A 26,247-nucleotide genomic window follows, 5' to 3' on the forward strand; every position below is an offset into this window, starting at 1 on the left:
CCTGGCCTGTCGACGTGCAGAAGGCTGTCAGCCCTGTTGTTGCTGTTGTTGCTGTTGCTGTTGCTGTTGCTGTTGCTGCTGCTGGGTGCGGAGCTCCAGGGTCCCGTTCTCGAAGAGCTGGATCTTCCCGCAGGCCGAGCAGGACAGCACGATCGCCTCGGGGCTGAACACCTCGACGTCGAAGAACGAGGCCGTCGCGGAGCTGAGCACGACTTTCCGCCACCAGTACCACCCGCCGCCGCAGTGCCCGCAGAGCACGTACTTCCCCGCCGCGCTCGCGGTGACCTGTTCCCTGGCTGCCATCAGCGGTCCTCTCGTGGGTCGTCGTCAGACTCCGTCCGAGCCTGAGCGTTCGAGCGTCCGGGATCGCGCTGGATCGTTCCGTTCGCCAGGATCTCGTCGGTGCTGCGCAGGTCGACCTGCGGCGGGAACAGGCTCATCGTGTGCAGGGCGGCGGCGCCGTTCTCCGCCGCCGAGTGCGCGACGGCGTCGGTGACCACGCTGAGCCGCACCCCGGCGTCGGCCGCGGGGAGCACCGTCGAGATCACGCAGCAGTCCGTGGTCACGCCCGTGACCAGCAGGTGCGTGGCCGGGTTCGCGGCCCATCCCACGCGCTCAGCCAGCTGCCGACCCCACTTCCCGAATGTCGGCTCGTCGATCGTGGGATGAGCGCTCAGCCCCTGGGCGGCGTCGACCAGCTCGTACCGGGAATCCTCCGCCGGGACGTCTGCGAAGGGCCAGTCGCGGAAGTACTCGCCCCAGGCGGTGGCACGGTCCGCGGTGGGCAGCCAGCGGGTGATCAGGGTGCGTTCGGGGCCGACGGACTCCGCCAGGCGTGCGATGTTCTCCATCGCGGCGGGGAAGAACGGCGAGCACCACTCCGAGGCGGGATCGGCGAAGATCCGCTGCGGGTCGATGATCAGGAGCCACGGCTCGGGCTCGGGAGCGGAAGGGAGGGTGGGGTCGGAGCGGAGGGGAGCGCTGTCCATAGGGGGACTCTACGAGAGCAGGGGACGTGGCGTCCGCCGTCCACATCACCCTCCGTTCACGATGCTTCCCGGTTCCCGGTTCCCGGTTCCCGGTTCCCGGCTCCCGGCCCCCGCCTCCCAGCCCCCGCCTCCCAGCTCCTGCCTCCCGGACAGTTCTGTCAGCGCGGCCGGTGCGGTCGAACCCGCGCTGTGTGTCGTTGAGCGCCGCCTCACCGACACACGATGCAGGGTCGAGCCGACAGATCACCGCCGACGGGGCTCGGTGCACGGTGCGCGGTGCGCGGTGCGAAAGGGCAGTCGCCGAACTACTGCCGACGCAGGGCGGCGAGCACCGCCGGCGCCACCGCGAAGGAGGCCCCGGCGAGGCACAGCACCCCGCCCACTGCCGCGAGCGGAGGCGGCACCTCTCCCAGCAGCAGTCCGGCGAGCACCAGGGTGAGAGCGGGGACCAGCAGCGAGGAGGAGCTGAGGAGCCCGGCCCCGGTATGGGTGAGGGCGTAGCCCCACAGCAGGAAGGCGAGCGCGGTGGGGAACATGCCGAGGTAGACGACGCCGAGCACCGCACCGGCCGGCGCCGCCTCGACCTCCGTCATGAGGGTCGGGGTGAAGGGCAGGCAGGCGAGGGCGCCGCTCAGCACCCCGATCACCGTCATCGAGGTGGAGTCGACGTGGGCGAGCAGCAGCTTCTGCGCGAGCACGCTGCCCGCGTAGAGCAGCGCGGCGGCCAGCCCCAGCACCACCCCGAGACCGGAGAGGCCCCCGGTGGAGGCGCCCACCGTGATCAGCACGATCCCGCTGAAGGCGACGAGCACCCCGGCGAGCAGCCGCACGGAGATTCCCTCCCCGAGCAGCAGTCCGGAGGCGACCGCGACGAGGAGCGGGGCGAGGTTGACCAGCATCGCCGCGGTGGCCGGGTCCAGGAACAGCTCAGCGGCGTTGAGCACCACGATGTACGCCGCGAACCAGGCCACGCCCCAGCCGATCACCGCCGCCCACAGCCGCCCGCTGCGGGGCCGATGCACCCGGCCCAGGAGCAGCAGGGGCAGCAGAGCGACTGCCGCGGCGCCCATCCGCAGCAGCGCCATCGCGCCGGGGGAGAAGTGGTTCCCTGCGACCCGGATGACCAAGAAGGACGAGGCCCACATCAGCATCACCCCGAGCGCGGCGAGCCAGGGCAGGGCCGGGTGGGCAGGGGCAGGACGCATCGGTCCATCCTGGACCCTCGACGGCTGGCGCGACAGAGGTGCCCACGCGGAGAGGACGAAGCCCTCCTGACAGTCAGGTCAGCGCTGCTCCTGGCGGCGGATCTTCCCGCGCCGCGCGAACCACGTCACCCCGAAGCCGAGCACCAGCGCCAGGAGCACACCGATGTTGGAGTACGCCCAGTTGCCGTCCCAGAAGGAGCCGTCGGGCGTCTCCACGAAGGTGCCCAGGCCCAGCGGCTCGAGCAGGTAGCCCTGCCAGTTGTTCCACGGCGCGGCCTCGGCGAAGGAGTTCACGACCAGGCCCCAGCCGAGCACGGACGCGACCACCATCGTGATCACGGAGGTCCAGTCCACGGCGCCGTAGCGGCCGGCCGGGTCGAACAGGGCCTTCTCGTCGTAGTCCGCGCGGCGGCTGAGGATGTCGGCGATGAGGATGCCCGCCCAGGCGGCGATGGGCACGCCGAGGGTGATCAGGAAGCTCTGGAACGGGCCGATGAAGCTGGTCGCGAAGAACGCGACCCAGATGGTGCCGGCGGTGAGGATCACGCCATCCACCGCGGCGGCGGCAGGGCGGGGGATGCGGATCCCCAGGCTGATCAGAGTCAGGCCCGAGGAGTAGATGCCCAGCACGGCGCCGGAGACCAAGGTCAGCACGGCGACGATCCAGAAGGGGATCAGCGCCCACAGCGGCAGGATCGTCACGAGCGCGCCGATCGGGTCGTTCTCGATCGCGCCGCTGAGGCCCTTGTCGGACCCTGCGAGCAGCAGCCCGAAGATCACGAGCACCACGGGGGCGGCCGCGCCGCCCACGGTGTTCCACAGCACGATCGACCCGTCGGACGCCGTGCGCTTCTGGTACCGCGACCAGTCCGCGGCGATGTTGATCCAGCCCAGCCCGAAGCCGGTCATCACCATCACGAGCGCGCCGATCATCGCCTGCGGGGAGCCCGACGGGGTGGAGAGCACGGCGGCGAGGTCGATGTGGGGGATCGTGAGGATCATGAACAGGATGGTCATGGCGCCGGTCGCCCAGGTCAGGATCGACTGCAGCTTCATGATCGTGTGATAGCCCAGCACGCTCGCGGTGACGATCAGCGCGGCGATGAGGATCGCGGCGATCACGGTGACGGCCTGTCCGGAGGCCAGCCCCAGCACGTCGAACACGGTCGCGGTGGCGAGCACGGCGGAGATCGCGAGCGAGGTCTCCCAGCCGATCGAGGTCAGCCACGAGACGATGCCGGGCACCTTCTGGCCGTGCACGCCGAACGCTGCGCGGGAGAGCACCATCGTGGGCGCGCTGCCGCGCTTGCCGGCGATCGCGATCAGCCCGCACAGCGCGAAGCTGACGATGATGCCGATCACCGCGACGATCGTGGCCTGCACGAAGCTGATGGAGAAGCCCAGCAGGTAGGAGCCGTAGCTCATGCCGAACACGGAGACGTTCGCGGCGAACCAGGGCCACACGAGGTCCCGGGGCTTCGCCGTCCGCTCGGACTCGGCGATGATCTCGATGCCGGTGGTCTCGATGACGCCGGCGCCGCCGACGGGGGCGGGGGATGCGGGGGAGGCCGTGCCGCCTGTGGAGGCAGCGCTGTCGGGGGATGTCATGTCGACTCCGAAGAAGGAGGGCCGACGCATGCCGGCCGACGGAGGTGGAGCAGGATGACCTGCAGTCTCCCACGGGTGTGAGCAGATCAGGGGGTGACCGGCCGCGCCGACAGGAATAGAGTGGCACGAAGAGAGTGGGGTTGCGTCTCGTGCACATCCCCCTCCGGATGCCCTGGTGGCCCGCATCGCTGACGCCCCGCGATCCCGCCGCCCGCCCGTCCGTCTCCCACCGTCACCACAGCAGGGTCGGCCCGCGGCCCGGCCGCGCTGTCGTCCCGGAAGGAGCCTCGTGCCGTCGGCACCCTCTCGAATCCGGTCCACGGTCACCCGCATGGTGAGCCTCGGGCCCAGCCGCGTGGACCACATCCCGGCGTTCCGCATCTCCCTCGGCCTGGCGATCCCGGTGGTCGTGCTGCTGCTGACGGATCACGTGGCGTGGGCGATGTTCGTGGGCTTCGGGGCGTTCACCGGCATCTACTCGAGGTACGAGCCCACCCGGCTGCGGTTCCGGCGCCAAGCGTTCGCCGGCGCGATGCTCACCCTCTGCGTGACGCTCGGCGCGACGCTGTCCCATCTCGGGGAGTCCCTGAGCCCGGCGGTGGAGTCCTGGACGCTGCTCCTGGTGGGTGCCCTCGTCGCCGGCGCCGCCGCGACCGTGGTCCTCGCCCGCGGGCTGAAGCCGGGTGGGGCGATCTTCCCGCTGTTCGCGGTGGCCGCGGTGGGGGCCGCCCCGCCGGCCGCACCGATCTGGGTCGCCTTCCTGGTGGCCGGGGCGAGCGCGAGCCTGTGCGTGGTGCTGGGCCTGCTCGGCCACTGGGCCGGGGAGCGCCATCCGGGGGCCGACGTCCGGCCCAGTGCGGAGTCGTGGACCTGTGCCCAGCTGGGCGCCGAGTTCAGCCGTTTCGCGATCGCCGCCGCCATCGCGGGCGTGCTGGGCCTCGCCTCCGGGCTGCCCTTCCCGTATTGGGCGCAGATCGCCGCGATCGCACCCCTGACCGCCCCGGGCCGCACCCTGCAGGTCGAGCGCGGGCTGCACCGCATCCTCGGCACCTCCCTGGGCGTCGTCACCACGGCGTTCCTGCTCTCCTTCCCCGCCGAGCCCTGGCAGCTGGTGGTGTGGATCGTGGTGCTGCAGTTCCTCGCCGAGATGTACGTGATGCGCAATTACGCCTTCGCGCTGCTGTTCATCACCCCGCTCGCCCTGCTCATGGTGCAGCTCGCCCATCCCCAGCCGGTCGGGCCGACGCTCCAGGCCCGCGTGCTGGAGACCGCGATCGGCGCGGTGGTGGGCATCGCGGTGGTGATCGTCGCCGCGCTGTGGGACCGCCGGGCGGCGCGGCGCGCGACGGCCGCATCCCCGGAGGCGCCCATGGGGCCGTCCGCCAGCTGACCCGCGATGGTCGGGCCGCGGGGGCGTCGCCTAGCGTGCGGTCATGGCAGACCTCCCCGCACCTCCGACTGCTCCCGCTTCCCCGGCATCGCCCGCCTACACCCACGGCTACGGCGCCGCGGTGCTGGGCAACCACCGCACCCGCACCGTGGAGAACTCGGCCGCGCACCTCCTGCCGCACCTGGAGCCCGGGCAGCGGCTGCTCGATGTGGGCAGCGGCGCCGGCACGATCACCGTGGACCTCGCGCGGATCGTCGGCCCGCAGAACCTGGTCGCCCTCGAGGTGAACGAGGAGGCCGCCGCACTCACTCGCGCCGAGCTGGCGCGTCAGGGCGTCGAGGGCGCGCAGGTGCTGGTCGGTGACGCCCAGGCGCTGGATCTGGCCGACGACTCCTTCGACGTCGTCCACGCCCACCAGGTGCTGCAGCATCTGCCCCGGCCCGTGGCCGCGCTCGCCGAGTTCCGGCGCGTCACCTGCCCGGGCGGGATCGTCGCCGTGCGTGACAGCGACTACGAGGGCTTCCGCTGGTTCCCCGAGGTGCCGGGCATCGAGCACTGGCTCGAGCTGTACCTGCGGGCCGCCCGCGCGAACGGCGGCACGCCCGACGCCGGCCGACGCCTGCTGGCCTGGGCGCACGAGGCAGGATTCGAGGACGTCACCGCGGGAGCATCCACCTGGCTGTACGCGACCCCCGAGGCCCGAGCCGGCTGGGCCGCGACCTGCGCCGGCCGCCTCACGACGGGCCCGCTCGCGCAGCAGCTCGAGCGCGAGGGCTGGGCGGATGCCGAAGCCAGGGAGACGTATGCGCAGGACTTCCACCGCTGGGCCGAGGACGCCGACGGCTGGTTCTCCCTGCTTTACGGCGAGATCATCGCCCGTGCCTGAGGCGTAGGCGTCGGCCCCATACTGCAACGATCCCGTCCTGCAGCGGGCTCGCTGCTGCGGGGGTGACGAGCGTCCGCCGGATCGATGACAGGCGTCACGGGTGCGCTGGTCACGGCGCACCTAGTGTCGACAGCGAGCAGGAACCGCCGCCGGCGGGACCGCACTGACCGGAGGATCCGAGATGCAGTCGTCATTCGAGAACACAGAGGTCCCGCAGGAGAACGCAGCCCCGATGGCGAACTCCTTCGAGGACGAGGACGAGCTGCGCCGCCAGGCGGTGGGGAATCTCCACGCCCGCCGCAACTTCGCGGTCCAGCTGGTCGTGTATGTGCTGATCAACGGCTTCCTGCTCTGGTCATGGGCGAGCAACGGATTCGGCTTCCCGTGGCCGCTGTTCGTGCTGGTGTTCTGGGGGCTGGGCCTGTTCTGGCAGGGCTGGTCGCTGTTCGCTCCGGGCGAGAGCGAGGACAAGGTGGCCAGGGAGATGGACCGCCTGCGCGGCCGTCGCTGAGGGCGGCGCTGGGCGACAGTGCTCGGGACGGCGTTCGCGGGAGCGCTCGGGGGCAACGCTCAGGGGTGCCGCGTTCAGAGACCCTGCGTTCAGGGGCGCTGCATTCCGAGGCGCCGCCCTCACACCGCGATGAGCACGATGCCGGTCAGCACGATCCCCGCGCCGAGCATGCGTCGCAGCAGGTCTGGCTCCTTGAAGAGCCACCAGGCGAGCAGGGAGCCCACCACGATGCTCGATTCCCGGGCGGGGGCGACGAGGGAGACCGGGGCGGTCTGCATGGCGCTCAGCACCAGCACATAGGCCAGAGGCGAGAGCACCGCGACCACAGCGATGTCCCGCCAATGCCGCTCCAGGACAGGCCGTACGCCCGCCCGGTGCCTGCGCAGCAGCTGGGGCGTCATGAGCACCGCCTGCCAGAGGCAGCTGGTCACGAAGTAGGCCATCGGGGGCAGGCCCAGCGTCGTCACCGAGTAGCTGTCCCACAGCGTGTACGCCGCGATGGCGAGGCCGGTGGCGGCGCCCCAGGCGACCCCGGCGCGCATCCCGTGCCGACCGGCGGCCGAGCGCCCGGTGGCGACCACCACGATGCCGCCCACCACCACGAGCGCTCCCAGGGCGGCGACCCAGCCGGGCCGCTCGCCGAGCACGAGGATCGCGACCCCCATGCTCAGCACCGGCCCCACCCCGCGCGCGACCGGGTAGACGACGCCCAGATCGGCCCGGGCGTAGCCCGTCTGGAGCGTGAGCTGGTAGGCGATGTGGAGCACCCCGGAGGCGAGGGTCGCGAGCAGCAGGGCGGGGGAGAGCCCCGCCCCGGAGAGCGGCAGGGTGATGATCGCGAGCGGGGCCCACAGCACGACGGACGCCAGGTCGTAGAGCCAGACGAAGGCGTAGCCGTCGGCCTGGACCCGCTTCGCCGCGAGGTTCCACACCGCGTGGCAGAGCGCCGCCACGAGCACCATGGCCAGGGCGAGGGTGCTCATCGGGCCCCGGAGCGGGCGCGGTGGGGTGCAATGCTGGAGGCCATCACCTCAGTATCCCGTGGGGGTCGACAGCGGGCCGCCGGTGATTTATAGTTGAAAACGTAACCACATCTACGTAGGAGTTTTCCCATGGCACTCAGCACCGCGATCCTCCGCGCCGTCCCCGGCGCCTTCATCCTCAACTCCGGCATCGGCAAGCTCGGCATGCCCGCCGAGATGGCCGCGGGCCTGCAGGGCATGGCCGCTCAGGGTGTGCCGCCGCTGGGCAAGCTCAGCCCCGAGCAGTTCGCGAAGTTCCTCAGCTACGGCGAGATCGCCGTGGGCGCCTCGCTGCTGCTGCCCTTCGTGCCCCGGAAGGTCGCGGGCCTCGCCCTGGCCGGCTTCTCCGGCTCCATGGTGGCGATGTACCTGCGGACCCCCGGGATGACGCAGGCCGACGGCGTGCGTCCCAGCCAGGAGGGCACCGCAGTGGCGAAGGACAGCTGGCTGCTCGCGATCGCGGCCGCCCTGATCCTCTCCGAGGGCAGGAAGTCCGCCAAGGACTGATCTGGCTCGTCCACGTCGCCCTGTGCCCCGCGCCGCTGCTGCGGGCGGGGCACACTGGGTCGGGTGAACACTCCTGCGGCGACGTCGTCCGACTGCTCTGTGGGGCGTCGCCGACAAGTGGTCGGACCCGGCCTCGCGCTCGTCGGCGTTCTTGTCGTGGCGATCCTGCTGGGTCTGATGATCCGCGCGCTGCCCGCCGTCGGCGCTCTGGATCGTGCCGGGGTCCGCATCGTCAACGATGCCCTCGGCGGGCCCGCTGGCCCCGCCTCGTCACTGGCGCTCGGTATCGATCTCCTCTTCGGGCCGCTCGCGGCCGCCGCGCTGACGGTCCTCGCGGCGGTGGGTGGCGCGCTGCTCCGACGCAGCCGATGGGTCGGTCTGCGGATCGCGGTCCTGGTCGCGGTGCCCTGGGGCGCTGTCGAGGTGGTCAAGATCGTGGTCCGTCGGCCGCGCCCGGACGCCGGGATGCTGGTCCATCGGCTCGCCCCGCCACCGGATTCCTTCAGCTACCCCAGCGGACATACGGGGTTCGCCGCAGCGCTCTGCGTGGCGATCCTGCTCTCGCTGTCCGTCGGCCGGTTGTCCTCCGTCCGGCTCCGTCGCGTCGCCCTCGGGCTCGGTGTCCTCATCGTCCTGGCCACGGTCTGGTCGCGCGTCGCGCTCGGCCTGCACCATCCCACCGACGTGCTCGCCTCTGCGGTGCTGGTGCCCGTGGTCGCTCTCCTCCTTGCACGGCTGCTGGATGTCTTCCATCCGGATCTCCGGGTTCGCTCGGCGGCAGGGGCAGGGGCAGGGGCAGGGGCAGGGGCATGGGCAGAGGCTGAGGCTGGGCAGGGAGCCGGAATGCCTGAGCCGCCGGCGGGCTGATCCGCTGATCTGCTCGTCACGTGCGCGGCCCTGCTCCGGCGTCGCTGTGCGATCCTGCTTCGGCAGGGGCCGGAGGCCTCCGGTCCGTGCCGACCTGCCGGCCCCGTGTCGTCGGGGGATCCGAGGATGACGAGGGCGCGCGCATGAACCTGATCCACCTGCTGATGGACCCCGCGAGCCTTCTCGCGCAGTTCGGCGACGCGTTCTGGTGGTTCGCCCACCTGATCGTTCTCGTCGAATGCGGGCTGTTCTTCCCGTTCCTGCCGGGGGACTCGCTCCTCTTCGCGATCGGCATGTTCACGCATGAGGGGTCGATCGCCGCCCCGCTGCAGCTGTCCCTGGTGACGCTCATCATCGCCGCGTTCGCCGGCAACGTGCTGGGCTATGAGATCGGTCGGGCTCTCGGTGAGAAGCTCTACGAGCGTGACGGCCGCTTCCTCAAGCGCGCCTACTTCGACCGCACGATCGAGTTCTTCGACCACTACGGCCGACGGGCCCTGGTGATCGGGCGCTTCGTGCCGATCGTCCGGACCTTCGTGACGGTCGTGGCAGGGGTGGGCAGGATGCCGCGTCGCATCTTCCTGCTGTGGTCCGGGGTGGGTGCCGTGGGCTGGGTCGTGCTGATCACCCTCCTGGGCTACGCGCTCGGCGGGGTGGCGCTGATCCGAGATCACCTCGAGGTCGCGGTGCTGCTCCTGGTCGCCATCTCGGTGGTCCCGATGCTGGCGGCCGCACTCCGCCGGAAGGTCCTCGCCTCCCGCTCCCAGAAGGCAGCTGTCGGCACGATCACAGTGCACGAAGAAAATAACGCAAGTCTGAAGTAGCGAAAAACTAGCAGGTGAGGCTAGCCTTGGCAGCGATCCGTGGCGCTCCCGGCGCCCGACCACCGACAGAAGGCCTTCCCCTCATGACTACGCTCTCCCGTCGCCACCTCGGCGCCGTGTCCGCAGCCGGCGCTCTCGGTCTCGTCCTCACCGCCTGTGGCGGGTCCGCCGGAGCCGGTGACGGCGGTGCGGCCGAGGCCGCCGGCGAGAACCCGGCGGGAACCGTCGAGATCGAGGACAACAACGGCGCGCAGACCGTGCAGACCCCGCCGGCGTCCGTCGTCGCGACCGACAACCGCACCTTCGAGACGCTCGAGAGCTGGGGCGTCACGCTGACCGCCGCGGCCCGCGCGCTCATGCCGACCACGAACTCCTACAAGGACGACGAGTCGATCATCGACCTCGGCAACCACAGCGAACCCGACCTCGAGGCGGTCGTCGCCGCCGAGCCCACGCTGATCATCAACGGCCAGCGCTTCGCGCAGTACCACGACGATTTCGTGAAGTACGCGCCGGACGCGACCATCCTCGAGCTCGACCCCCGCGACGACAAGCCCTTCGCCGACGAGCTGAAGCGCCAGATCACGACCCTCGGCCAGATCTTCGACAAGGACGCCGAGGCGACGGACCTCGGTGCCGCGCTGGATGCCGCCATGGAGCGGGTCACCGCTGCCTACGACGGCTCGTCGACCGTGATGGCCGTGAACGTCTCCGGCGGCGCGATCGGCTACATCGCCCCCGGTGCGGGCCGCACGCTGGGCTGGACCTTCGACGCCTTCGGGCTCGTCCCCGCGCTCGAGGTCGAGGGTGCGAGCGACGACCACCAGGGTGATGACATCTCCGTCGAGGCCATCGCGAGCTCGAACCCCGACTGGATCCTCGTCATGGACCGGGATGCGGCGATCAGCGCCGACGACCCCGCCTATCAGCCCGCCGCCCAGGTGCTCGAGGACTCCGAGGCGCTCGCCGGGGTCACCGCGATCGCCGAGGGCAACCTCGTGTACATGCCGGCCGACACGTACACCAACGAGTCGATCCAGACCTACACGGAGTACTTCGAGTCCCTCGCCGACGCCCTCGAAGGCTCGGCCTGAGCCGCGTGCGCCGCTGGTGACCGCCGCCCCGTCCAGGACCAGGTGACCTGATGCCCGCTCCCTCCGCTCCCGCGGCTCGCTCCCTCGGGGCGCCCCCGGCGCCCCGCCGCGGCCGCGAGCGACTCCTCGACGGCAAGCTCGTGATCGGCATCGTGATCGTGGCATTGCTGCTGGCCGTCTCGCTCGGCACGGGCGTCTACGACGTCCTCGGGGCCGACGACGGCGCCGAGATGTTCGCGATCACCCGCGTGCCGCGCACGATCGCGCTGGTCCTGGCCGGCGCGGCGATGGCGATGTCGGGGCTGATCATGCAGCTCATGACCCAGAACCGCTTCGTGGAGCCCTCGACCACCGGCACCACCGAATGGGCGGGCCTGGGCCTGGTCCTGGTGATGGTGGTCAGCCCCCAGGCGGATCTCATGACCCGCATGACCGTCGCGATCGTGTTCTCGTTCGTGGGCACGATGGTGTTCTTCGCGTTCCTGCGCCGGGTGACCCTGCGCAGCTCGCTGATCGTGCCGATCATCGGCATCATGCTCGGCTCCGTCGTCGGCGCGGTCTCCACCTTCGTGGCCCTCCAGTTCGACGCCCTGCAGAACCTCGGCGTGTGGTTCGCCGGGTCCTTCACCTCGGTGCTGCGCGGACAGTACGAGGTGCTGTGGATCGTGCTCCTGGTGGGCATCGCCGTCTTCTTCGTGGCGGACCGGCTCACCGTGGCCGGGCTCGGCGAGGACATCGCCACCAACGTCGGCGTGAACTACCAGCGGGTGCTGCTGCTGGGCACGGGCCTGGTCGCGATCGCCACCGGCGTGGTCACCGTGGTGGTCGGCAACCTGCCCTTCCTCGGGCTCATCGTCCCCAACGTGGTGTCGATGATGCGCGGGGACGACCTGCGCAGCAACCTGCCCTGGGTGTGCCTGCTCGGCATCGCCATCGTCACCGTGTGCGACCTGGTCAGCCGCACGATCATCATGCCCTTCGAGGTGCCGGTCTCCCTGATCCTCGGCATCCTCGGCGCGATCGTGTTCATCGCCCTCCTGCTGAAGCAGCGCCGTCATGGATGAGCGCCGCACGATCGTGACCAGCGCGTCCCGTCGCCTGGTGACCTCGACCGGGAGCGACCATCTCGACATCTCCACCGCTCCCACCGACACCGCCGAGGAGATCGCGCCGCTGAGCGTGCCGCGGCCGCTGCGCAGCAGCTCCGGAGCGTTCGCCGACGGCCGGTCCCGACGGCGCTACTGGATCGTGCTGGTCACGCTCGTGGTGCTCGCCGCGGCGTTCGCCCTGGGCCTGCTCGCGATCGGCAACCCCATGCCGATCGGCTCGCGCGGCTTCTGGCTGATCGCCGAGCTGCGTGCGACCTCGCTCGTGGTGATGGGGGTGGCCGCGTTCTGCCAGGCCACGGCCACGATCGCCTTCCAGACGGTCACCGGCAACCGCATCATCACCCCGTCGATCATGGGCTTCGAATCGCTGTACACCGCGATCCAGACCACCGCCGTCTACACCCTCGGCGTGGCCGGGGTGGTGGCCCTGCAGGGCACCGGGCAGTTCCTGGTGCAGGTCGCCCTGATGGTCGTGATGTCCGTGCTGCTCTATGGCTGGCTGCTGCGCGGCAAGTACGCGAACCTGCAGGTGATGCTGCTGATCGGCATCGTGCTCGGCGGCGGGCTGGGATCCGTCTCGAGCTTCATGCAGCGCCTGCTCACCCCGAGCGAGTTCGACGTGCTCACGGCGCGCCTGTTCGGCTCGGTCACGAACGCGAGCGTCGAGTATCTGCCGTACGCGATCCCGCTGTGCCTCGTGGCCGGCGTGCTGATCTGGCTCAACGCCCGCACGCTCAACGTGATCTCGCTGGGCCGGGACGTGTGCATCAACGTCGGCATCGACCACGGCCGCCAGACGATCTACACGCTCGTGCTGGTCTCGGTGCTGATGGCAGTCTCCACGGCCCTCATCGGCCCGATGACCTTCTTCGGCTTCCTCGTCGCGACGCTGACCCACCAGCTCGCCGGCACCCACGATCACCGGCGACTGCTCCCGGTGGGGGTGCTGGTGGGCTTCGTCGTGCTCGCCGGCGCCTACTTCCTCATGAACCACGTGTTCTACGCGCAGGGCGTCGTCTCCATCATCATCGAACTCGTCGGCGGGACCGTGTTCCTCGTCGTCATCATGCGAAAGGGACGCCTGTGATCAGCATCGATGCGGTGCGCAAGACGTATACCTCCTCGTCAGGGACCGTCGAGATCGGCCCGGTCACCCTGGAGATCCCCGCAGGCGGCGTGACCGCACTGGTGGGGCCGAACGGGGCCGGCAAGTCGACGATGCTGACCATGGCGGGGCGCCTGCTGGGGATCGACGAGGGCGCGATCGAGGTGGCCGGGTACGACATCTCCTCGACCGCCTCGAAGGACCTCGCGAAGATCCTCTCGGTGCTGCGCCAGGAGAACCATTTCGTCACCCGCCTCACGGTGCGCCAGCTCGTGGGCTTCGGCCGCTTCCCCTACTCCAAGGGCAGGCTCACCGCGCTGGACGAGCAGAAGATCTCCGAGGCGATCGACTTCCTGCACCTCGACGAGCTCGAGTCCCGCTACCTCGATGAGCTCTCCGGCGGGCAGCGCCAGCGCGCGTATGTGGCCATGGTGCTTGCCCAGGACACCGAGTACGTGCTGCTGGACGAGCCGTTGAACAACCTCGACATGCGCCACAGCGTGCAGATGATGGGACGCCTGCGCGACGCCGCCCGCGAGCTGGGCCGCACCATCGTGGTGGTGCTGCACGACATCAACTTCGCGGCCCACTACTCCGACCACATCGTCGCCATGAAGAACGGCGGCGTGGTCGAGGCCGGCCCCGTCGCCGAGATCATGGACGGCGACGTTCTCACCCGCGTGTTCGACACCCCGGTGCAGGTCATCGACGGGCCGACGGGACCGCTCGCGGTCTACTTCTGAGCCGCGCGGTGACAAGCGGAGGCGCGCGTGAGGGTTCGGACATCGAGGCGTGGGTCCCGAGGGTCAGAGCGTGAGGATCGTCGCCGGGAGCGGTGTTGCTTGCGGTAGCGGTGTGTGTGTACATTGTCTGTACGCCTCGATCAGTGCCGAGGTGCTTGATGCTACGAGCCGAGACGCCTCGTCCAGAGAGGCGTGATGCCTCGAGTAGGGAGCAGTGCCATGAGTGCTACGAAGAGTGAACGTATCAATCTACGTGCGACCGAGAAGCAGGAGCACGTGCTCCGACGTGCAGCGGAAGCTGAGGATGTAACTGTCTCGACGTTCATCCTTGGCAGCGCCGTAGAGCAAGCCGAGAAGGTTCTCGCAGATCGCCGATGGTTCGAGGTCACGCCGGAGCAGTTTGAGGAATTTGTCCAGCTCCTCGATCAGCCGGTCAAGACGGAGAAGCTGGCCGCACTGTTCGCCAGGCCGTCGGTGTTCGACGCGCCGTTCACTCTGGAGGACTGATGGCTTCGGGGATTCTTGAAGCTCCACGGAAGCTAGAGAAGCGGGACGGCAAGAAGGCGTTTGCGAGCGGAGCTGGCGAGCTGGATACGTGGCTCAAGGAATATGCATGGCAGAACCAGCGTGCCAACAATGCTGTGACCTACGTGTCTGTGCTTGACGGGGAAGTGGTTGGCTTCTATGCGATCGCTGCGGCCGGGGTGAGCCATGTGAGTGTCGGTGCGGACTTTTCTAAGCGTCGTCCGGACCCCATTCCTTGTGTCCTCCTGGCAAGACTCGCCGTAGATGAGCGCGCCCAAGGACGTGGCGTCGGGGCGAACCTATTTAGGGATGCGATCCAGCGTTCACTGGCGGTCAGCGAAGGTATGGGAGCTGCAGCCTTGCTCATCCATTGTCGCGATGAGAGCGCCCGCAGCTTCTACCTTGGGCTTGTGGATGCGTTTCCATCCCCGGTCGATGATCTGCACCTCATAGTTCCGATGCGAGCGATTGCTGACCAGCTGCAGAGCTAACCGGGGAAGATTCAATCCATGTCGTGGGGCTCATGAAGGCCACCTGGGGATGCGAAGTGAGTGATTTGGGATCCCAGAGCCAAGCTGGCACATCGGAGCCGTCCGCAATTGTCGATATTCCCGCGATCGTTGAGCGAGCGCCATCGAGATTTCCCTCGATGAGGAAGCTCGTTGCGAGGTTGATATCTCGCACGGCTGATGACATGTTTTTCGTGTTTCCGGTTTCAGAAATTATCTCGCGACTTCGTCGCGGTTCGAGGGGGAGCCAGGAGAAGGCGTATATTGCGCGCATATCATTGTCCTTTGGATTCTCACTGTAAGCCGCCAGAGAAAGAGTTCTTGCCTCGCTGTGTTGACCGCGGTCGAGGTGGTGCGCAACGAGTTCCACCAGTTCACTCCGCGATATTCCCGGAAGTACTTCACCGAGGTCTTCGAGCACAAACGCACTCGCCGCTCGAGTCAATTGTGAATTCGTTGTCACGCGTTCCTGGAGAGTCGCTAACTGAATGCCGGCACGATTTGAGGTCGCGGAAGGGTGCTCGATGAGGGAGGCCTCCCATGCCCAGGATTCTGGACTCCAATCTGAGTGGTAGGTGCGAGAAAATCGTTCATATATCCAATGGGATGCGGCTCGGCCGCCAGCTAGAGCCATGTCGTCAATCTCGGGCGGGGAGCATGTGTAACCATGGACTCGCCAAGCAGCAATGTCGGAGAGGCTTGCCTCTTTAATCCAAGTTGAACCCCGCTCGAAGGTATTTCCTGCGAGACTCTTCACGATGAGCCGAGTGTGATCATGCTCCGCCCTGTAGTCGTCCGGCGCGTCAGCGTCGATGCTCGACAGCCAGCCATGTAACTCTGGAACTTGTTCGCGTTCAAGTTCGCCCGTGAATATCCGATGCCACACGGAAGTTGCGGTCAAGATAATCCGTCGAATTAGGCTTGGTCCAATTTGTTCGCGAACCAGCCAGTCGGGCGGGAGTCCGCGTTCCGCCAGGCGCGCGAGGCCCGTAGTGATGGCTATTGATCGAAAAGGCCCGTCGATATTTGGCTGTGATCGTAAAAGGTCTTCGATTCCAACGATGAGCTCCGAAGTTAGCCAATTTGGATCAGGAAGTTGTCCACGAGATTCGAGTGCGATGCGACGGGCATCGTAGGCAGAGGCCAACAGTTCGGTGCGTTCTGTTTCCATGAGTTCTATTGCCATTTGTGTGCAGGCTGAAGGGTCCTGGCACACCAAGTGGTCTGTTTCGGCGCACGCGGTGGTGTATGCGCGAAGAATGGCGAGTTCCTGCTGTGGCACGGCGTTCCCCTTTCAGGTAGGTCAGGCAGTCTTCGTCGCCGGGTCCGCGCCGCCGCGGCCGTCGGGACGGTCCAGCTCGTCGATCGCCGAGATCTCGTCGGCCGTGAGCTCGAGCTCGGCGGCGGCGAGGTTCTCCACGATGCGCGAGGGCGTGACCGACTTCGGGATCGTCACGATGCCGTGCGCGAGGTGCCAGGCCAGCACCACCTGCGCGGGCGTCGCCTCATGCGCTGCGGCGATGCCGGTGATCACGGTGTTCTCCAGCAGGTCGGACTTGCCCTGGCCCAGCGGACCCCACGACTCGGTGAGGATCCCGTGCTGCGTGTGGATCTCGCGCAGCTCACGCTGCTGGAAGTAGGGGTGCAGCTCGATCTGGTGGATCGCGGGCACGACACCGGTGGCCTCGATGATCTCCGTGAGCTGGGGTGCGGGGTAGTTCGAGACGCCGATCGTGCGCACCAGCCCGCGCTTCTGCAGCTCGATCAGAGCCTTCCACGCCTCGACGTACTGCCCCTGCGAGGGCACGGCCCAGTGCACGAGGTAGAGGTCCACGTAGTCCAGGCCGAGGCGCTCGAGCGAGGCCTCGCAGGCGGCGATCGCGTCGTCGAAGCCCTGGGCGTCGTTCCAGAGTTTCGTGGTCACGAACAGCTCCTCGCGCGGCACGCCGGCCTCGCGGATCGCGCGGCCCACGCCCTCTTCGTTTCCGTAGACCTTCGCGGTGTCGAGGTGGCGATATCCGGCCTCGAGCGCCTGGAGGGTGACGTCGGCCGCGACGTCGTCCTCGACCTTGAAGACGCCGTAGCCGAGCTGGGGGATCGAGCGGCCGCCGGCCAGCTCGAGGGACGGGACGACGGGATGTGCTGCAGGCATGGGATTCCTCTTCTCGGGGGTTCCGCTCCAGGCTACGGGGCACGGCCGACCGAGGACCCCTGGGCCGGCCGGCGAGCCGGATGCGAGCGGCCCGTCGGGCGCGACCGCTGCGGCAGGGTTCAGCGGGCGGGGCCGATGGAGGTATAGGGCGCCGTCGGCGGATGGCGCGAGGATCAACTGTTCGATGTATCGACGGATCTGACACAGAGTCATAATCTAGGGACATGACGAACTCACGCCCTCACCGTTCCGGGGCGACCGCATCGGCCGCCACCGCGCCCCACGCATCGACCGCTGACGCCACGCCAGCTGACCCCGAGCCCGCTGGCCGCCGGCCCGCCGGCGCCCCCGCCGATCCCTCGACCGACCCGCGCCGCTGGAAGGCGCTGGGCGTCCTGGCGGCCGGCCTCGCCCTGATCGTCATCGACGGGTCGATCGTCGCCGTCTCGCTGCCCACGATCATCGGTGACCTCGGCCTGGACCTCACCGACGCGCAGTGGGTCTCCACCAGCTACGCCGTGGTCCTCTCCGCGCTGCTGCTGATCACCGGGCGCATGGGCGATCGCCTGGGCCGGCGCCGGCTGTTCCTCGCCGGCGTGGCCCTGTTCGTGATCGCCTCCGTGCTCGCGGCGATGGCCGGGGGAGCGGCCGCGCTGATCGCCGCCCGGCTGCTGCAGGGCGTCGGCGGGGCACTGATCCTGCCCTCGACGCTCTCGACCGTGAATGCCACCTTCCGCGGATCCGAGCGCGCAGCGGCCTTCGGGGTGTGGGGCGCCGTGATGGCCGGCGCCGCAGCGCTGGGCCCGCTGCTCGGCGGCTGGCTGACCAGCGCGTTCTCCTGGCCGTGGATCTTCCTGGTCAATGTGCCGATCGGTCTGCTGGTCATCGCCGGCACCATCGCCTGGGTGGGGGAGACCCGGGAGGCACCGCGCCCCCAGGGCGGGCGGCGGGACCTCGATGCGATGGGTGCGCTGCTCAGCGCCCTCGCGCTCGGATCCCTCGTGTTCGCGATCGTCGAGTCCACGACTCTGGGCTGGTGGACGCAGAAGGCGCCGCTGGAGATCGGCGGCCTCACGATCCACGGGCCCGTCGGCCTGTCCCTGACGCCGGTGCTGCTGCTCGTCGGCCTCCTGGCGCTGATCGCCTTCCTGTTCCGGGAACGCAGCCGCGGCGCCGCCGGGCGCGAGGTCCTGCTGGACCTGTCGCTGTTCCGTCTGCGGGCGTTCGCCTGGGGCAACCTCACCGCCGGGACCGTGGCGATCGGCGAGTTCGGCCTGCTGTTCGTGCTGCCCCTGTACCTGGTGAACGTGCTGGCCCTGGGCACGCTCCAGGCCGGCCTGGTGCTCGCCGCGATGGCCGGCGGCGCATTCCTCTCGGGAACCCTGGCCCGGCATCTCGCCGCGGCGATCGGGGCGCCCGGCACCGTGCTGGTCGGCCTCGGGCTCGAGGTGCTCGGCGTCGGCGTGCTCGCGCTGCTGCTCGGCCCGTCCACCCCGATCGCGCTCCTCGTCGTGACCCTCGTCGTCTACGGGCTGGGCCTGGGGCTCGCCTCCGCGCAGCTGACCTCGACCGTGCTCGCCCCCGTGCCGCCGGAGCAGTCCGGGCAGGGCTCGGCCACGCAGTCCACCGTCCGTCAGCTCGGCACCGCGCTGGGAACGGCCGTCTCCGGCGCGTTCCTCGCGGCCGGGTTGTCCGCCGGCACCGGGTCGCTGACGGGGGAGGCCGCCCGCTACGGGCAGGCCATGACCGACTCGGCCGGGTCGATCCTCTCCCAGCTGCGCGCCCAGGGCGCCGGGAGCGGGACGCTCGACCAGCTGGGCACCGTCTTCACCGACGGATCGCGGATCGCGATGGCAGGGTCGGCAGGATTCCTGCTGCTGGGCCTGATCGGCGCACTGGCCGTGGCCCGGGCCGCACGCCGGGACTGATCCCGCCGTCGGTCCTCACCCTCGAGCCCTCACCCTCGAGCCCTCACCGTCGAGCTCTCGTCACGATGCCGGCCCCGAACGATGCTCGGCCCGACCCCTCAGGGGCCGGGCCGAGCTGCGTATCAGGCGTCCATCACCTGTGGATCAGGCGCAGATCAGAAGTTGCAGGTCTGCGGGTCGCCGCCGATGCGGCCGTCGACCTGGTCCAGGGCGTCGATCCGGGCGATCTCTCCCTCGGTGAGCGTGACGTCGGCGGAGGCGAAGTTCGAGATGATCCGCTCGGGCGTGACCGACTTGGGGATCACGACGAAGCCCTTGGCGAGGTGCCACGCGAGGACGACCTGCGCGGGGGTCACGCCGTGCGCCTCGGCGATGTCGGTGATGACGGGGTCGCCGAGGTCGTTGCTCTCACTGCCCTGGCCGAGCGGGGACCAGGACTGGTGGAGGATCTCGTGGGCGCCCTCGACCTCGCGCAGCTCGGTCTGCTGGAAGGTCGGGTGGGTCTCGACCTGGTGGATCACCGGGGTCACGCCGGTGGCCTCGATGATCTCCTCGAGCTCCGCCTTCGGGAAGTTCGAGACGCCGATCGAGGCGGCCTTGCCGCTCTTCTGGATCTCGATGAGCGCCTTCCAGGCCTCGACGTACTGGCCCTGGATGGGCTTGGCCCAGTGGATCAGGTACAGGTCCACGTGGTCCAGGCCGAGCTTCTCCAGGGAGGTGTCGATCGCGGCGAGGGCGTCGTCACGGCCGTGGGAGTCGTTCCACAGCTTGGTGGTCACGAAGATCTCCTCGCGCGGCACGCCGGAGGCGCGGATGCCACGACCCACGCCCTCCTCGTTGCCGTAGACCGCGGCGGTGTCGAGGTGTCGGTAGCCGGCGCGCAGGGCCTGCTCGACGACGTCGGCCGCGACGTCGTTCTCGACCTGCCACACGCCGTAGCCGAGCTGGGGGATCTCGTGGCCGTCATGGAAACGGACAGCGGGGATGCTGGTCATCAGGTGGTGCTCCTTCGATGGGGACTGCGCAAGACTAGGCCCGCCGGCGTGGATCCACCGCAGCCGTTCGCGCACGGCGGAGACATCGAAAGGCGTCGGAGGGCATCGGCCGCCGGAGCGGGAGCTCCCCGGGAGCAGGCAGGGCGGCCCCCTACGATGGCCCCATGAGATCGCGGACCGCAGGGCCTGGCCGGTGACGCCGGCGCGCGACGCGTCGGTCGTCCCGCTGGAGAGGCCGCTTCCCACGGAGCCGCCCGAATACGACCACTCCCGCGGCCATTCGCCGCGCAGGCAGCGGTTCGAGGTGTACGCACTGCTGGACACCCTGTTCATCGTCATTGGTGTCGTGGTCTCGATCTGGCTGGCGCTGCTGTACCTGTTCGAGGGCTTCTCCCTCACGCCGGTGCGACTGCTGTACCTGGTCGGCTTCTGGCTGCTGCTCACCTACATCACGCTCCCGCGCCTGCATCAGCTGATGACCTGGATCTATCTGCCGGACTACTTCTTCGGCCGCACCCGCACCACCGAGGGGGTGCTGTCGGATCCGATCAATCTGGCCTTCGACGGGCCCGAGCGGGATCTGCACGTGGCGATGCGCCGCGCCGGCTGGGCCCTCGCCGAGGAGCGCACGCTGGCCTCGGCCTGGTCGATGGTGCGCTCCACCCTCCTGAGGCGCTCGTACCCGGGTGCCCCGGTCTCGAACCTGTACCTGATGGGTCGTCGCCACGACTTCACGTACCAGCAGGAGGTGGGCGGCACCACCACCAAACGGCACCACGTGCGCTTCTGGCGGATGCCCACGGACTTCGTGCTGCCCGGCGGCTACCGCGCCGACTGGCTCGCGGCCGGCACCTACGACCGCGCCGTCGGCTTCTCCTTCTTCACCCTGCAGATCACGCACCGCATCGACGAGAACATCGATGTCGAGCGCGACTACCTCATCGACACGGTGCGCTTCGCGGACCCCGAGATCCCGGTCGAGGTGATCGCCGAGTTCTCCACGGCGTACCACCACCGCAACGGCCAGGGAGACCGCTTCCGCACCGACGGCCATCTCCCGGTGATCGATGTCGCCGACGCCGCCTCCCGCTCCGACGGGGCCAGCGCGATGATGCTGCCGCGCCATCGGCCCACGGGCACCACGGTGATGAAGGCGCGGGCCCGCGCGGCCACCCAGTCGGCCCTGGTCGCGGCCCGTCTGCGCAGCAGCGGCTCCGGCCGTGCAGACCTCGGGGGCGAGCTCTCGGCGCAGTGGCAGGGGACGGTCGACGACCTCCACGAGATCGTGACCCGCGCGACGGACCACCACCTCCCTCCGCCCACCGTCGTCTTCACCGGGGCGCTGGTGGTGCTGCAGTCCTGCGTGGTCATCGCGCAGTGGGTGGGCCGCCTGCTGGGCGTGGACTTCCAGAGCCTGTTCGCCGAGGCGTCCTCGATCTTCCCGGAGGCCGACGGGGTCTATCTCGCCTCCGCCTTCGCGGTGGCGCTCGTGCTGCTGCTGGTCGGGGTGCTGCGTCGCAGCAGGTGGTCGCGGATCGTCCTGATGGCACTGTTCGCGGCCGACGCGATCGCGCGCCTCACGCTGGCCACGTCGATGGCCGGCGACGTCGCGCACTCGCTCCTGGTGGGGGCGGGAGCCTCGGCGCTCGGGGTGCTGGCGATCAGCTCGGACGCCTCGCGCCAATGGGTCCAGACGCTGCGCCTGTCGGTGCAGGACGCCGACGCCGAGGAGTCGGCGGCGGACGGCGACCCGGCGGCGCACGATGACGCGACAGCGGACGGCGACCCGGCAGCACCTGCCGAGTCCACGGCCGGACCTGCGGAGCGTCCGACGGGACCCAGGGCCTGACAGAGTAGAGTTCCCGCACAGCCGCCCTCGGTTCCCTGGGCAATGGTGCTCTGTCCGAGCCCGTTGCCGCCCTGAGCGGTCAGATCGTGTCCCCGTCCCGGGAGGATTCCCATGAGCGAGCCACGCGAGGCCGCCCCCATCGCATCCGGGGGCAGCGCCTCTTCGGATCAGCCGGAGCTGAAGAAGGCGATCACGCCCAAGCTCCTGCTGCTGTTCATCGTCGGCGACATCCTCGGAACCGGCGTCTATTCGCTGACCGGCAAGGTCGCCGGTGAGGTCGGCGGCGCCGGCTGGGTGCCGATCATCATCGCCTTCGCCGTCGCCATGGTCTCGGCGCTCTCCTATGTGGAGATGGTGACCAAGTACCCGCAGGCCGCTGGCGCGGCGCTGTACGTGCACAAGGCCTTCGGCATCCACTTCCTCACCTTCATGGTGACCTTCGCGGTGCTGTCCTCCGGGATCACCTCGGCCTCGACCAGCGCGATCTTCCTCGCGGAGAACGTGCTGAAGGCGTTCGGTCTCGAGGAGTCCCTCGGCGCCTCCGCCGGCGGGGTCACGACCGGGATCGCGCTGATCTTCCTGGTGCTCGTCGCCCTGATCAACCTGCGTGGCGTCTCCGAGTCCGTCAAGGCGAACGTGGTGCTCACCTGCATCGAGCTCACCGGCCTGATGCTGGTGATCGTGGTCGGCTTCTTCACCGTCGCCCGCGGCGAGGCCGACTTCTCGCGCGTGATCCTCTTCGAGACGCAGGACGAGAAGGGCATGTTCATGGCGATCATCGGGGCGACAGCCCTGGCGTTCTTCTCGATGGTCGGCTTCGAGGACTCCGTGAACATGGCCGAGGAGACCGTGAACCCGGTCAAGAACTTCCCCAAGGCGCTCATCGCGGGACTGTCGATCACCGGCGTGATCTACGTGCTGATCTCTCTCCTCGCGGTCGCCGTGGTGCCGATCGGCCGGCTCACCGAGTCGACCACCCCGCTGCTCGAGGTCGTGAAGGTCGGTGCCCCCGGCATCCCGATCGACACGATCTTCGCGTTCATCTCGATCTTCGCCGTCGCCAACACGGTGCTGATCAACATGATGATGGCCTCGCGCCTGCTCTACGGCATGTCCAAGCAGGGCGTGCTGCCGGGCTTCCTCAAGGGCGTCATGGCCTCGACCCGCACCCCGTGGGCCGGGATCGTGTTCTCCACCGTGCTGGCCTTCGCCCTCGTGCTCACGGTCAAGTTCGTGCTCGCCGAGGAGACCATCCAGGCGCTCGGCGGCACCACCGCGCTCCTGCTGCTGGCCGTGTTCGGGATGGTCAACATCTCGGTGCTGGTGCTGCGCAAGGACACGGTCGACTCGGACCACTTCCGCACCCCGACGGTGCTGCCCGTGATCGGTGCGATCACCTCGTTCGCGCTGATCTCCCCGCTCGCCCAGCCGGCGCAGAACTACGTCATCGCCGGCGGCCTGCTCGCCGTGGGTCTCGTGCTCTACGTGATCACCTGGTTCTACAACAGCGCGGTCAAGGCCCGACGCACGCGGTTCCGTCATCCCGACGACCTCGGCAAGCCGTGACCCCGCGGACTCGGATGCGACGCCGGATACTCCAGACACCGACCTGTCCCACGACTCCAGACTCCCGGGAGATGCCATGACCACCATCCTGCTGGCCTACGTCCCCAGCGCCACCAGCGAGGCCGCCCTGAAGTACGCGATCGAGGAGGCGACGCGCCGCGATGCGAAGCTCCTCGTGCTCGCCTCCGAGCGCCCGCCCGATCCGCGCAAGGCCCGCGGCGTGACGGACAAGCGGCCGCTGACCGAGCGTCTGGCGGAGACCGGCCTCGAGCACGAGCTGCGCACCGTGCCCAAGCGCGACGATCCGGCCGACGACATCCTCGATGCCGTCGAGTCCGACCCCATCGACCTGGTGGTGCTCGGCATCCGTCGCCGCACCCCGATCGGCAAGATCCTGCTGGGCTCCACCTCGCAGCGGGTCGCGATCGAATCGCCTGTCCCGGTGGTGCTGGTCAAGCCGGACACCTTCGTGCCGCCGACGAGATTCTGACCCACGGGACCCACGGGACCCACCTCGGGCGCTGAGGCCCCACGACGGCCCCTGGGCCTGTTCTGCGGAACAGGTCCAGGGGCCGTCGTCGTCGTCGGGGAGGACGTCGGCGCGGTGACGGGCCCACGCACGCCGACCCGGTCCGTCACGTGTTCGCACCCCAGAGTTCACCGGGGTGTCGCCCTCGGGTGGGCCCGTGATCACCTCGCAGGGGCACTGTCGTCGTGCCCCTGCTCGTGCCCCGGCCGAGCGACGGATCGACTGCGAAGGATCACCCCATGGCCCTGATCGACATCCCCCTGCTCATGAAGGATGCGGCACGCGGCAAGCGCTCGGCCGTGACCTGCGCCCTCAAGTGCGCGAACCAGTGCGCAGCAGGGCCGTGCAACCACTCGGACAACCCGACGTTCCGCGACATCGCCTCCTCGGCGCTGACCCGTCGTGCGGTCCTCGGGGGCACCGGTGGCGCGCTCGCGATCGCGCTGGGCGGCACCCAGGGCGCCCTCGCCGATCCCGGCAACGGGAACGGCAAGGGCCAGGGCAACGGCAGTGGCAACGGCAAGGGCGGCTCGCGGGTCCCGGCGCCGAACGGCACCAAGCTGCTCTTCGAGGCGATCGCGCCGGTCGACTTCGAGGTCGACGAGTTCACCGTCCCCGAGGGCTACGCCTGGCACCCGATCATCCGCTGGGGCGACCCGCTGTTCGATGACGCCCCCGACTTCGACTGGAACGCCCAGAGCGCCGAGGCGCAGAAGCGCCAGTTCGGCTACAACAACGACTACACGGAGATCCAGGAGATCCCGGGCAGCAACGGCAAGCGCGCCGTCATGTTCGTGAACCACGAGTACACGAACGAGAACATCATGCTCCCGCCGGAGACCGACGAGGACGAGCTCATCGAGATCGGCATGGCCGCCCACGGCCTCACCGTGGTCGAGCTGGAGCGGAAGAACAAGAACTTCCCCTACTCCTACGTGCAGGGCGCCGAGCTGAACCGCCGCATCCTGCTGGACACCGCGTTCGAGCTCACCGGCCCCGCGGCCGGCAGCGACCTGGTCACAACCGTCGAGGACCCCGAGGGCACGACGGTGCTGGGCACCTTCGGCAACTGCGCCGGCGGGCTCACCCCGTGGGGCACGCTGCTCTCGGGCGAGGAGAACTTCCACGGCTACTTCCGCGCACCGGGCACCTCCGACGCGGAGAAGCGCTACGGCCTCGCCGACAAGGCCACCGCCCGGAACTGGGAGTCGAAGTACGACCGCTTCGACTCCCGCAACGAGGGCTACGAGAACGAGCCGAACCGCTTCGGCTACATCGTCGAGGTGGACCCCTTCGACCCGACCTCCACCCCGCGCAAGCACACGGCCCTGGGCCGCTTCAAGCACGAGGGCGCCAACGTGATCCTCGCCGAGGACGGTCACGTCGTGGCCTACACCGGTGACGACGAGGTCTTCGACTACCTCTACAAGTTCGTCTCCCACGGCACCTATGTCGAGGGCGACAAGGCGCACAACATGACGCTGCTGACCAGCGGCGATCTGTACGTCGCGAAGTTCTCCGGCAATTCGCCGGCCGCGGAGATCGACGGCTCGGGCGCGGTCCCGGCCGACGGCTCCTTCGACGGCACCGGCGAGTGGCTGCCGCTGCTGGTGGACGGCGAGTCGGCGGTCCCCGGCTTCAGCGCCGAGGAGGTCCTGGTGCACACCCGCCTCGCGGCCGACGCCGTGGGCCCCACCAAGATGGACCGCTGCGAGGACGTCGAGCCGTCGCTGGCCACCCGTCGCGTGTACGTCGCCTGCACCAACAACTCCGGCCGCGGCACGGCGGGGAAGGCTTCGGCCGACGAGGCGAACCCGCGCGCCGAGAACCGTGACGGCCACATCGTGGAGATCGACGAGCAGGGCGACCAGACCTCGACCACCTTCGCGTGGAACCTGCTGATGGTGTGCGGCGACCCGGCGCAGGGCGACACCACCTACTTCTCCGGCTTCCCGGTGGACCAGGTCTCGCCGATCTCCTGCCCCGACAACCTGGCGTTCGACGCGGTGGGCAACCTCTGGATCTCCACCGACGGCGCTCCCTCGGGCATCGGCTACAACGACGGCCTGTTCCGGGTCACGCTGGACGGCGACTCCCGCGGCCGGGTCGAGCAATTCCTCTCCGTGCCTCGTGACGGCGAGACCTGCGGCCCGATCATCCGCGACGAGGACCGCAGCGCCTTCGTCTCCGTGCAGCACCCGGGCGAGGACGGCGCATGGGGAGCCCAGCTCTCCTACTTCCCCGACTACGACGAGGTGGGACCCAAGCCCTCCGTGGTCCAGGTGCTGCTCGAGCGCGGCCGGGGCAACAGCAAGGGCTGACACCGGCCGCGTA

The 26,247-nt window shown here is 69.3% G+C and carries 25 protein-coding genes; 17 read left to right on the top strand and 8 right to left on the bottom strand.

Annotation, left to right across the window (positions count from 1 at the left end):
- Window positions 1-27: 27 nt before the first annotated feature.
- The 4 genes from ACT3UL_RS05785 to ACT3UL_RS05800 form a co-directional block, all read right to left on the bottom strand.
- Window positions 28-303 carry a hypothetical protein gene (locus ACT3UL_RS05785; protein WP_444577189.1) on the bottom strand — a complete coding sequence of 92 codons (276 nt, stop codon included), beginning with the start codon at window positions 301-303 and terminating at the stop codon, window positions 28-30.
- Window positions 303-989 (bottom strand): cysteine hydrolase family protein, encoded by a 687-nt coding sequence (locus ACT3UL_RS05790; RefSeq protein WP_444577190.1) that lies wholly within the window; start codon window positions 987-989, stop codon window positions 303-305. Before ACT3UL_RS05790 ends, ACT3UL_RS05785 begins: the two co-directional genes overlap by 1 nt.
- A gap of 305 nt (window positions 990-1,294) precedes the next feature.
- On the bottom strand, window positions 1,295-2,194 hold the full coding sequence (locus ACT3UL_RS05795) for a DMT family transporter (RefSeq protein WP_443351177.1): 900 nt from the start codon (window positions 2,192-2,194) through the stop codon (window positions 1,295-1,297).
- 78 nt (window positions 2,195-2,272) lie between these two features.
- Window positions 2,273-3,802 (bottom strand): purine-cytosine permease family protein, encoded by a 1,530-nt coding sequence (locus ACT3UL_RS05800; RefSeq protein ID WP_444577191.1) that lies wholly within the window; start codon window positions 3,800-3,802, stop codon window positions 2,273-2,275.
- A gap of 331 nt (window positions 3,803-4,133) precedes the next feature.
- Between ACT3UL_RS05800 and ACT3UL_RS05805 the strand changes: the two genes are divergently transcribed.
- From ACT3UL_RS05805 to ACT3UL_RS05815, 3 genes are all read left to right on the top strand, one after another.
- A complete protein-coding gene (locus ACT3UL_RS05805; RefSeq protein ID WP_444577192.1) occupies window positions 4,134-5,192 on the top strand; it encodes an FUSC family protein in 1,059 nt (352 codons plus the stop codon).
- A 43-nt stretch (window positions 5,193-5,235) separates the two neighbouring features.
- Window positions 5,236-6,078 (top strand): methyltransferase domain-containing protein, encoded by an 843-nt coding sequence (locus tag ACT3UL_RS05810; protein ID WP_444577193.1) that lies wholly within the window; start codon window positions 5,236-5,238, stop codon window positions 6,076-6,078.
- Between the two features lie 181 nt (window positions 6,079-6,259).
- A complete protein-coding gene (locus tag ACT3UL_RS05815) occupies window positions 6,260-6,589 on the top strand; it encodes a 2TM domain-containing protein (RefSeq protein WP_444577194.1) in 330 nt (109 codons plus the stop codon).
- A gap of 119 nt (window positions 6,590-6,708) precedes the next feature.
- Here the strand turns inward: ACT3UL_RS05815 and ACT3UL_RS05820 are convergent, their stop codons facing one another.
- A complete protein-coding gene (locus ACT3UL_RS05820; protein WP_444577195.1) occupies window positions 6,709-7,572 on the bottom strand; it encodes an EamA family transporter in 864 nt (287 codons plus the stop codon).
- A 129-nt stretch (window positions 7,573-7,701) separates the two neighbouring features.
- On the opposite strand from ACT3UL_RS05820, the gene ACT3UL_RS05825 reads away from it, so the two are divergent.
- From ACT3UL_RS05825 to ACT3UL_RS05865, 9 genes are all read left to right on the top strand, one after another.
- Window positions 7,702-8,118 (top strand): hypothetical protein, encoded by a 417-nt coding sequence (locus ACT3UL_RS05825; RefSeq protein WP_444577196.1) that lies wholly within the window; start codon window positions 7,702-7,704, stop codon window positions 8,116-8,118.
- A gap of 63 nt (window positions 8,119-8,181) precedes the next feature.
- Window positions 8,182-8,985, top strand: a complete 804-nt coding sequence (locus ACT3UL_RS05830; protein WP_444577197.1) for a phosphatase PAP2 family protein — start codon at window positions 8,182-8,184, stop codon at window positions 8,983-8,985.
- Window positions 8,986-9,128: 143 nt separating this feature from the next.
- The gene (locus ACT3UL_RS05835; RefSeq protein WP_444577198.1) at window positions 9,129-9,809 is read left to right on the top strand and encodes a DedA family protein; all 681 of its coding nucleotides are present in this window, start codon (window positions 9,129-9,131) and stop codon (window positions 9,807-9,809) included.
- A gap of 83 nt (window positions 9,810-9,892) precedes the next feature.
- On the top strand, window positions 9,893-10,903 hold the full coding sequence (locus ACT3UL_RS05840) for a siderophore ABC transporter substrate-binding protein (RefSeq protein WP_444577199.1): 1,011 nt from the start codon (window positions 9,893-9,895) through the stop codon (window positions 10,901-10,903).
- Window positions 10,904-10,953: 50 nt separating this feature from the next.
- Entirely contained in the window at window positions 10,954-11,967 is a 1,014-nt protein-coding gene (locus ACT3UL_RS05845) for an ABC transporter permease (protein ID WP_444577200.1), read from the top strand.
- A complete protein-coding gene (locus tag ACT3UL_RS05850) occupies window positions 11,960-13,099 on the top strand; it encodes an iron chelate uptake ABC transporter family permease subunit (RefSeq protein ID WP_444577201.1) in 1,140 nt (379 codons plus the stop codon). The genes ACT3UL_RS05845 and ACT3UL_RS05850 overlap by 8 nt, the downstream gene beginning before the upstream one ends.
- Window positions 13,096-13,860, top strand: coding sequence for an iron ABC transporter ATP-binding protein (locus ACT3UL_RS05855; RefSeq protein ID WP_444577202.1), 765 nt, complete (start codon window positions 13,096-13,098; stop codon window positions 13,858-13,860). Before ACT3UL_RS05850 ends, ACT3UL_RS05855 begins: the two co-directional genes overlap by 4 nt.
- A gap of 219 nt (window positions 13,861-14,079) precedes the next feature.
- A complete protein-coding gene (locus ACT3UL_RS05860; RefSeq protein ID WP_343924950.1) occupies window positions 14,080-14,367 on the top strand; it encodes a type II toxin-antitoxin system TacA family antitoxin in 288 nt (95 codons plus the stop codon).
- Window positions 14,367-14,876 carry a GNAT family N-acetyltransferase gene (locus tag ACT3UL_RS05865; RefSeq protein ID WP_443335598.1) on the top strand — a complete coding sequence of 170 codons (510 nt, stop codon included), beginning with the start codon at window positions 14,367-14,369 and terminating at the stop codon, window positions 14,874-14,876. Before ACT3UL_RS05860 ends, ACT3UL_RS05865 begins: the two co-directional genes overlap by 1 nt.
- On the opposite strand, the gene ACT3UL_RS05870 is transcribed toward ACT3UL_RS05865, so the two are convergent.
- The gene (locus ACT3UL_RS05870; protein ID WP_444577203.1) at window positions 14,833-16,176 is read right to left on the bottom strand and encodes a hypothetical protein; all 1,344 of its coding nucleotides are present in this window, start codon (window positions 16,174-16,176) and stop codon (window positions 14,833-14,835) included. The two genes, ACT3UL_RS05865 and ACT3UL_RS05870, sit on opposite strands and share 44 nt — an antisense overlap.
- Window positions 16,177-16,197: 21 nt before the next feature.
- A complete protein-coding gene (locus ACT3UL_RS05875) occupies window positions 16,198-17,046 on the bottom strand; it encodes an aldo/keto reductase (RefSeq protein WP_444577204.1) in 849 nt (282 codons plus the stop codon).
- A 224-nt stretch (window positions 17,047-17,270) separates the two neighbouring features.
- Between ACT3UL_RS05875 and ACT3UL_RS05880 the strand changes: the two genes are divergently transcribed.
- A complete protein-coding gene (locus ACT3UL_RS05880; RefSeq protein ID WP_444577205.1) occupies window positions 17,271-18,974 on the top strand; it encodes a DHA2 family efflux MFS transporter permease subunit in 1,704 nt (567 codons plus the stop codon).
- 155 nt (window positions 18,975-19,129) lie between these two features.
- On the opposite strand, the gene ACT3UL_RS05885 is transcribed toward ACT3UL_RS05880, so the two are convergent.
- A complete protein-coding gene (locus ACT3UL_RS05885) occupies window positions 19,130-19,969 on the bottom strand; it encodes an aldo/keto reductase (RefSeq protein WP_444577206.1) in 840 nt (279 codons plus the stop codon).
- Window positions 19,970-20,162: 193 nt separating this feature from the next.
- On the opposite strand from ACT3UL_RS05885, the gene ACT3UL_RS05890 reads away from it, so the two are divergent.
- The 4 genes from ACT3UL_RS05890 to ACT3UL_RS05905 all read left to right on the top strand — a co-directional run bounded on the left by ACT3UL_RS05890 (window position 20,163) and on the right by ACT3UL_RS05905 (window position 26,234).
- The gene (locus ACT3UL_RS05890; RefSeq protein WP_444577207.1) at window positions 20,163-21,818 is read left to right on the top strand and encodes an LssY C-terminal domain-containing protein; all 1,656 of its coding nucleotides are present in this window, start codon (window positions 20,163-20,165) and stop codon (window positions 21,816-21,818) included.
- A gap of 111 nt (window positions 21,819-21,929) precedes the next feature.
- A complete protein-coding gene (locus ACT3UL_RS05895) occupies window positions 21,930-23,384 on the top strand; it encodes an APC family permease (RefSeq protein ID WP_444577208.1) in 1,455 nt (484 codons plus the stop codon).
- A 76-nt stretch (window positions 23,385-23,460) separates the two neighbouring features.
- The gene (locus ACT3UL_RS05900) at window positions 23,461-23,874 is read left to right on the top strand and encodes a universal stress protein (protein WP_444577209.1); all 414 of its coding nucleotides are present in this window, start codon (window positions 23,461-23,463) and stop codon (window positions 23,872-23,874) included.
- A 278-nt stretch (window positions 23,875-24,152) separates the two neighbouring features.
- A complete protein-coding gene (locus ACT3UL_RS05905) occupies window positions 24,153-26,234 on the top strand; it encodes a PhoX family protein (protein ID WP_441448645.1) in 2,082 nt (693 codons plus the stop codon).
- Window positions 26,235-26,247: the final 13 nt, after the last annotated feature.

Origin of the sequence: Brachybacterium sp. 107 (assembly GCF_052379725.1) — a bacterium.
In the GTDB taxonomy this organism is placed as follows: Bacteria; Actinomycetota; Actinomycetes; order Actinomycetales; family Dermabacteraceae; genus Brachybacterium.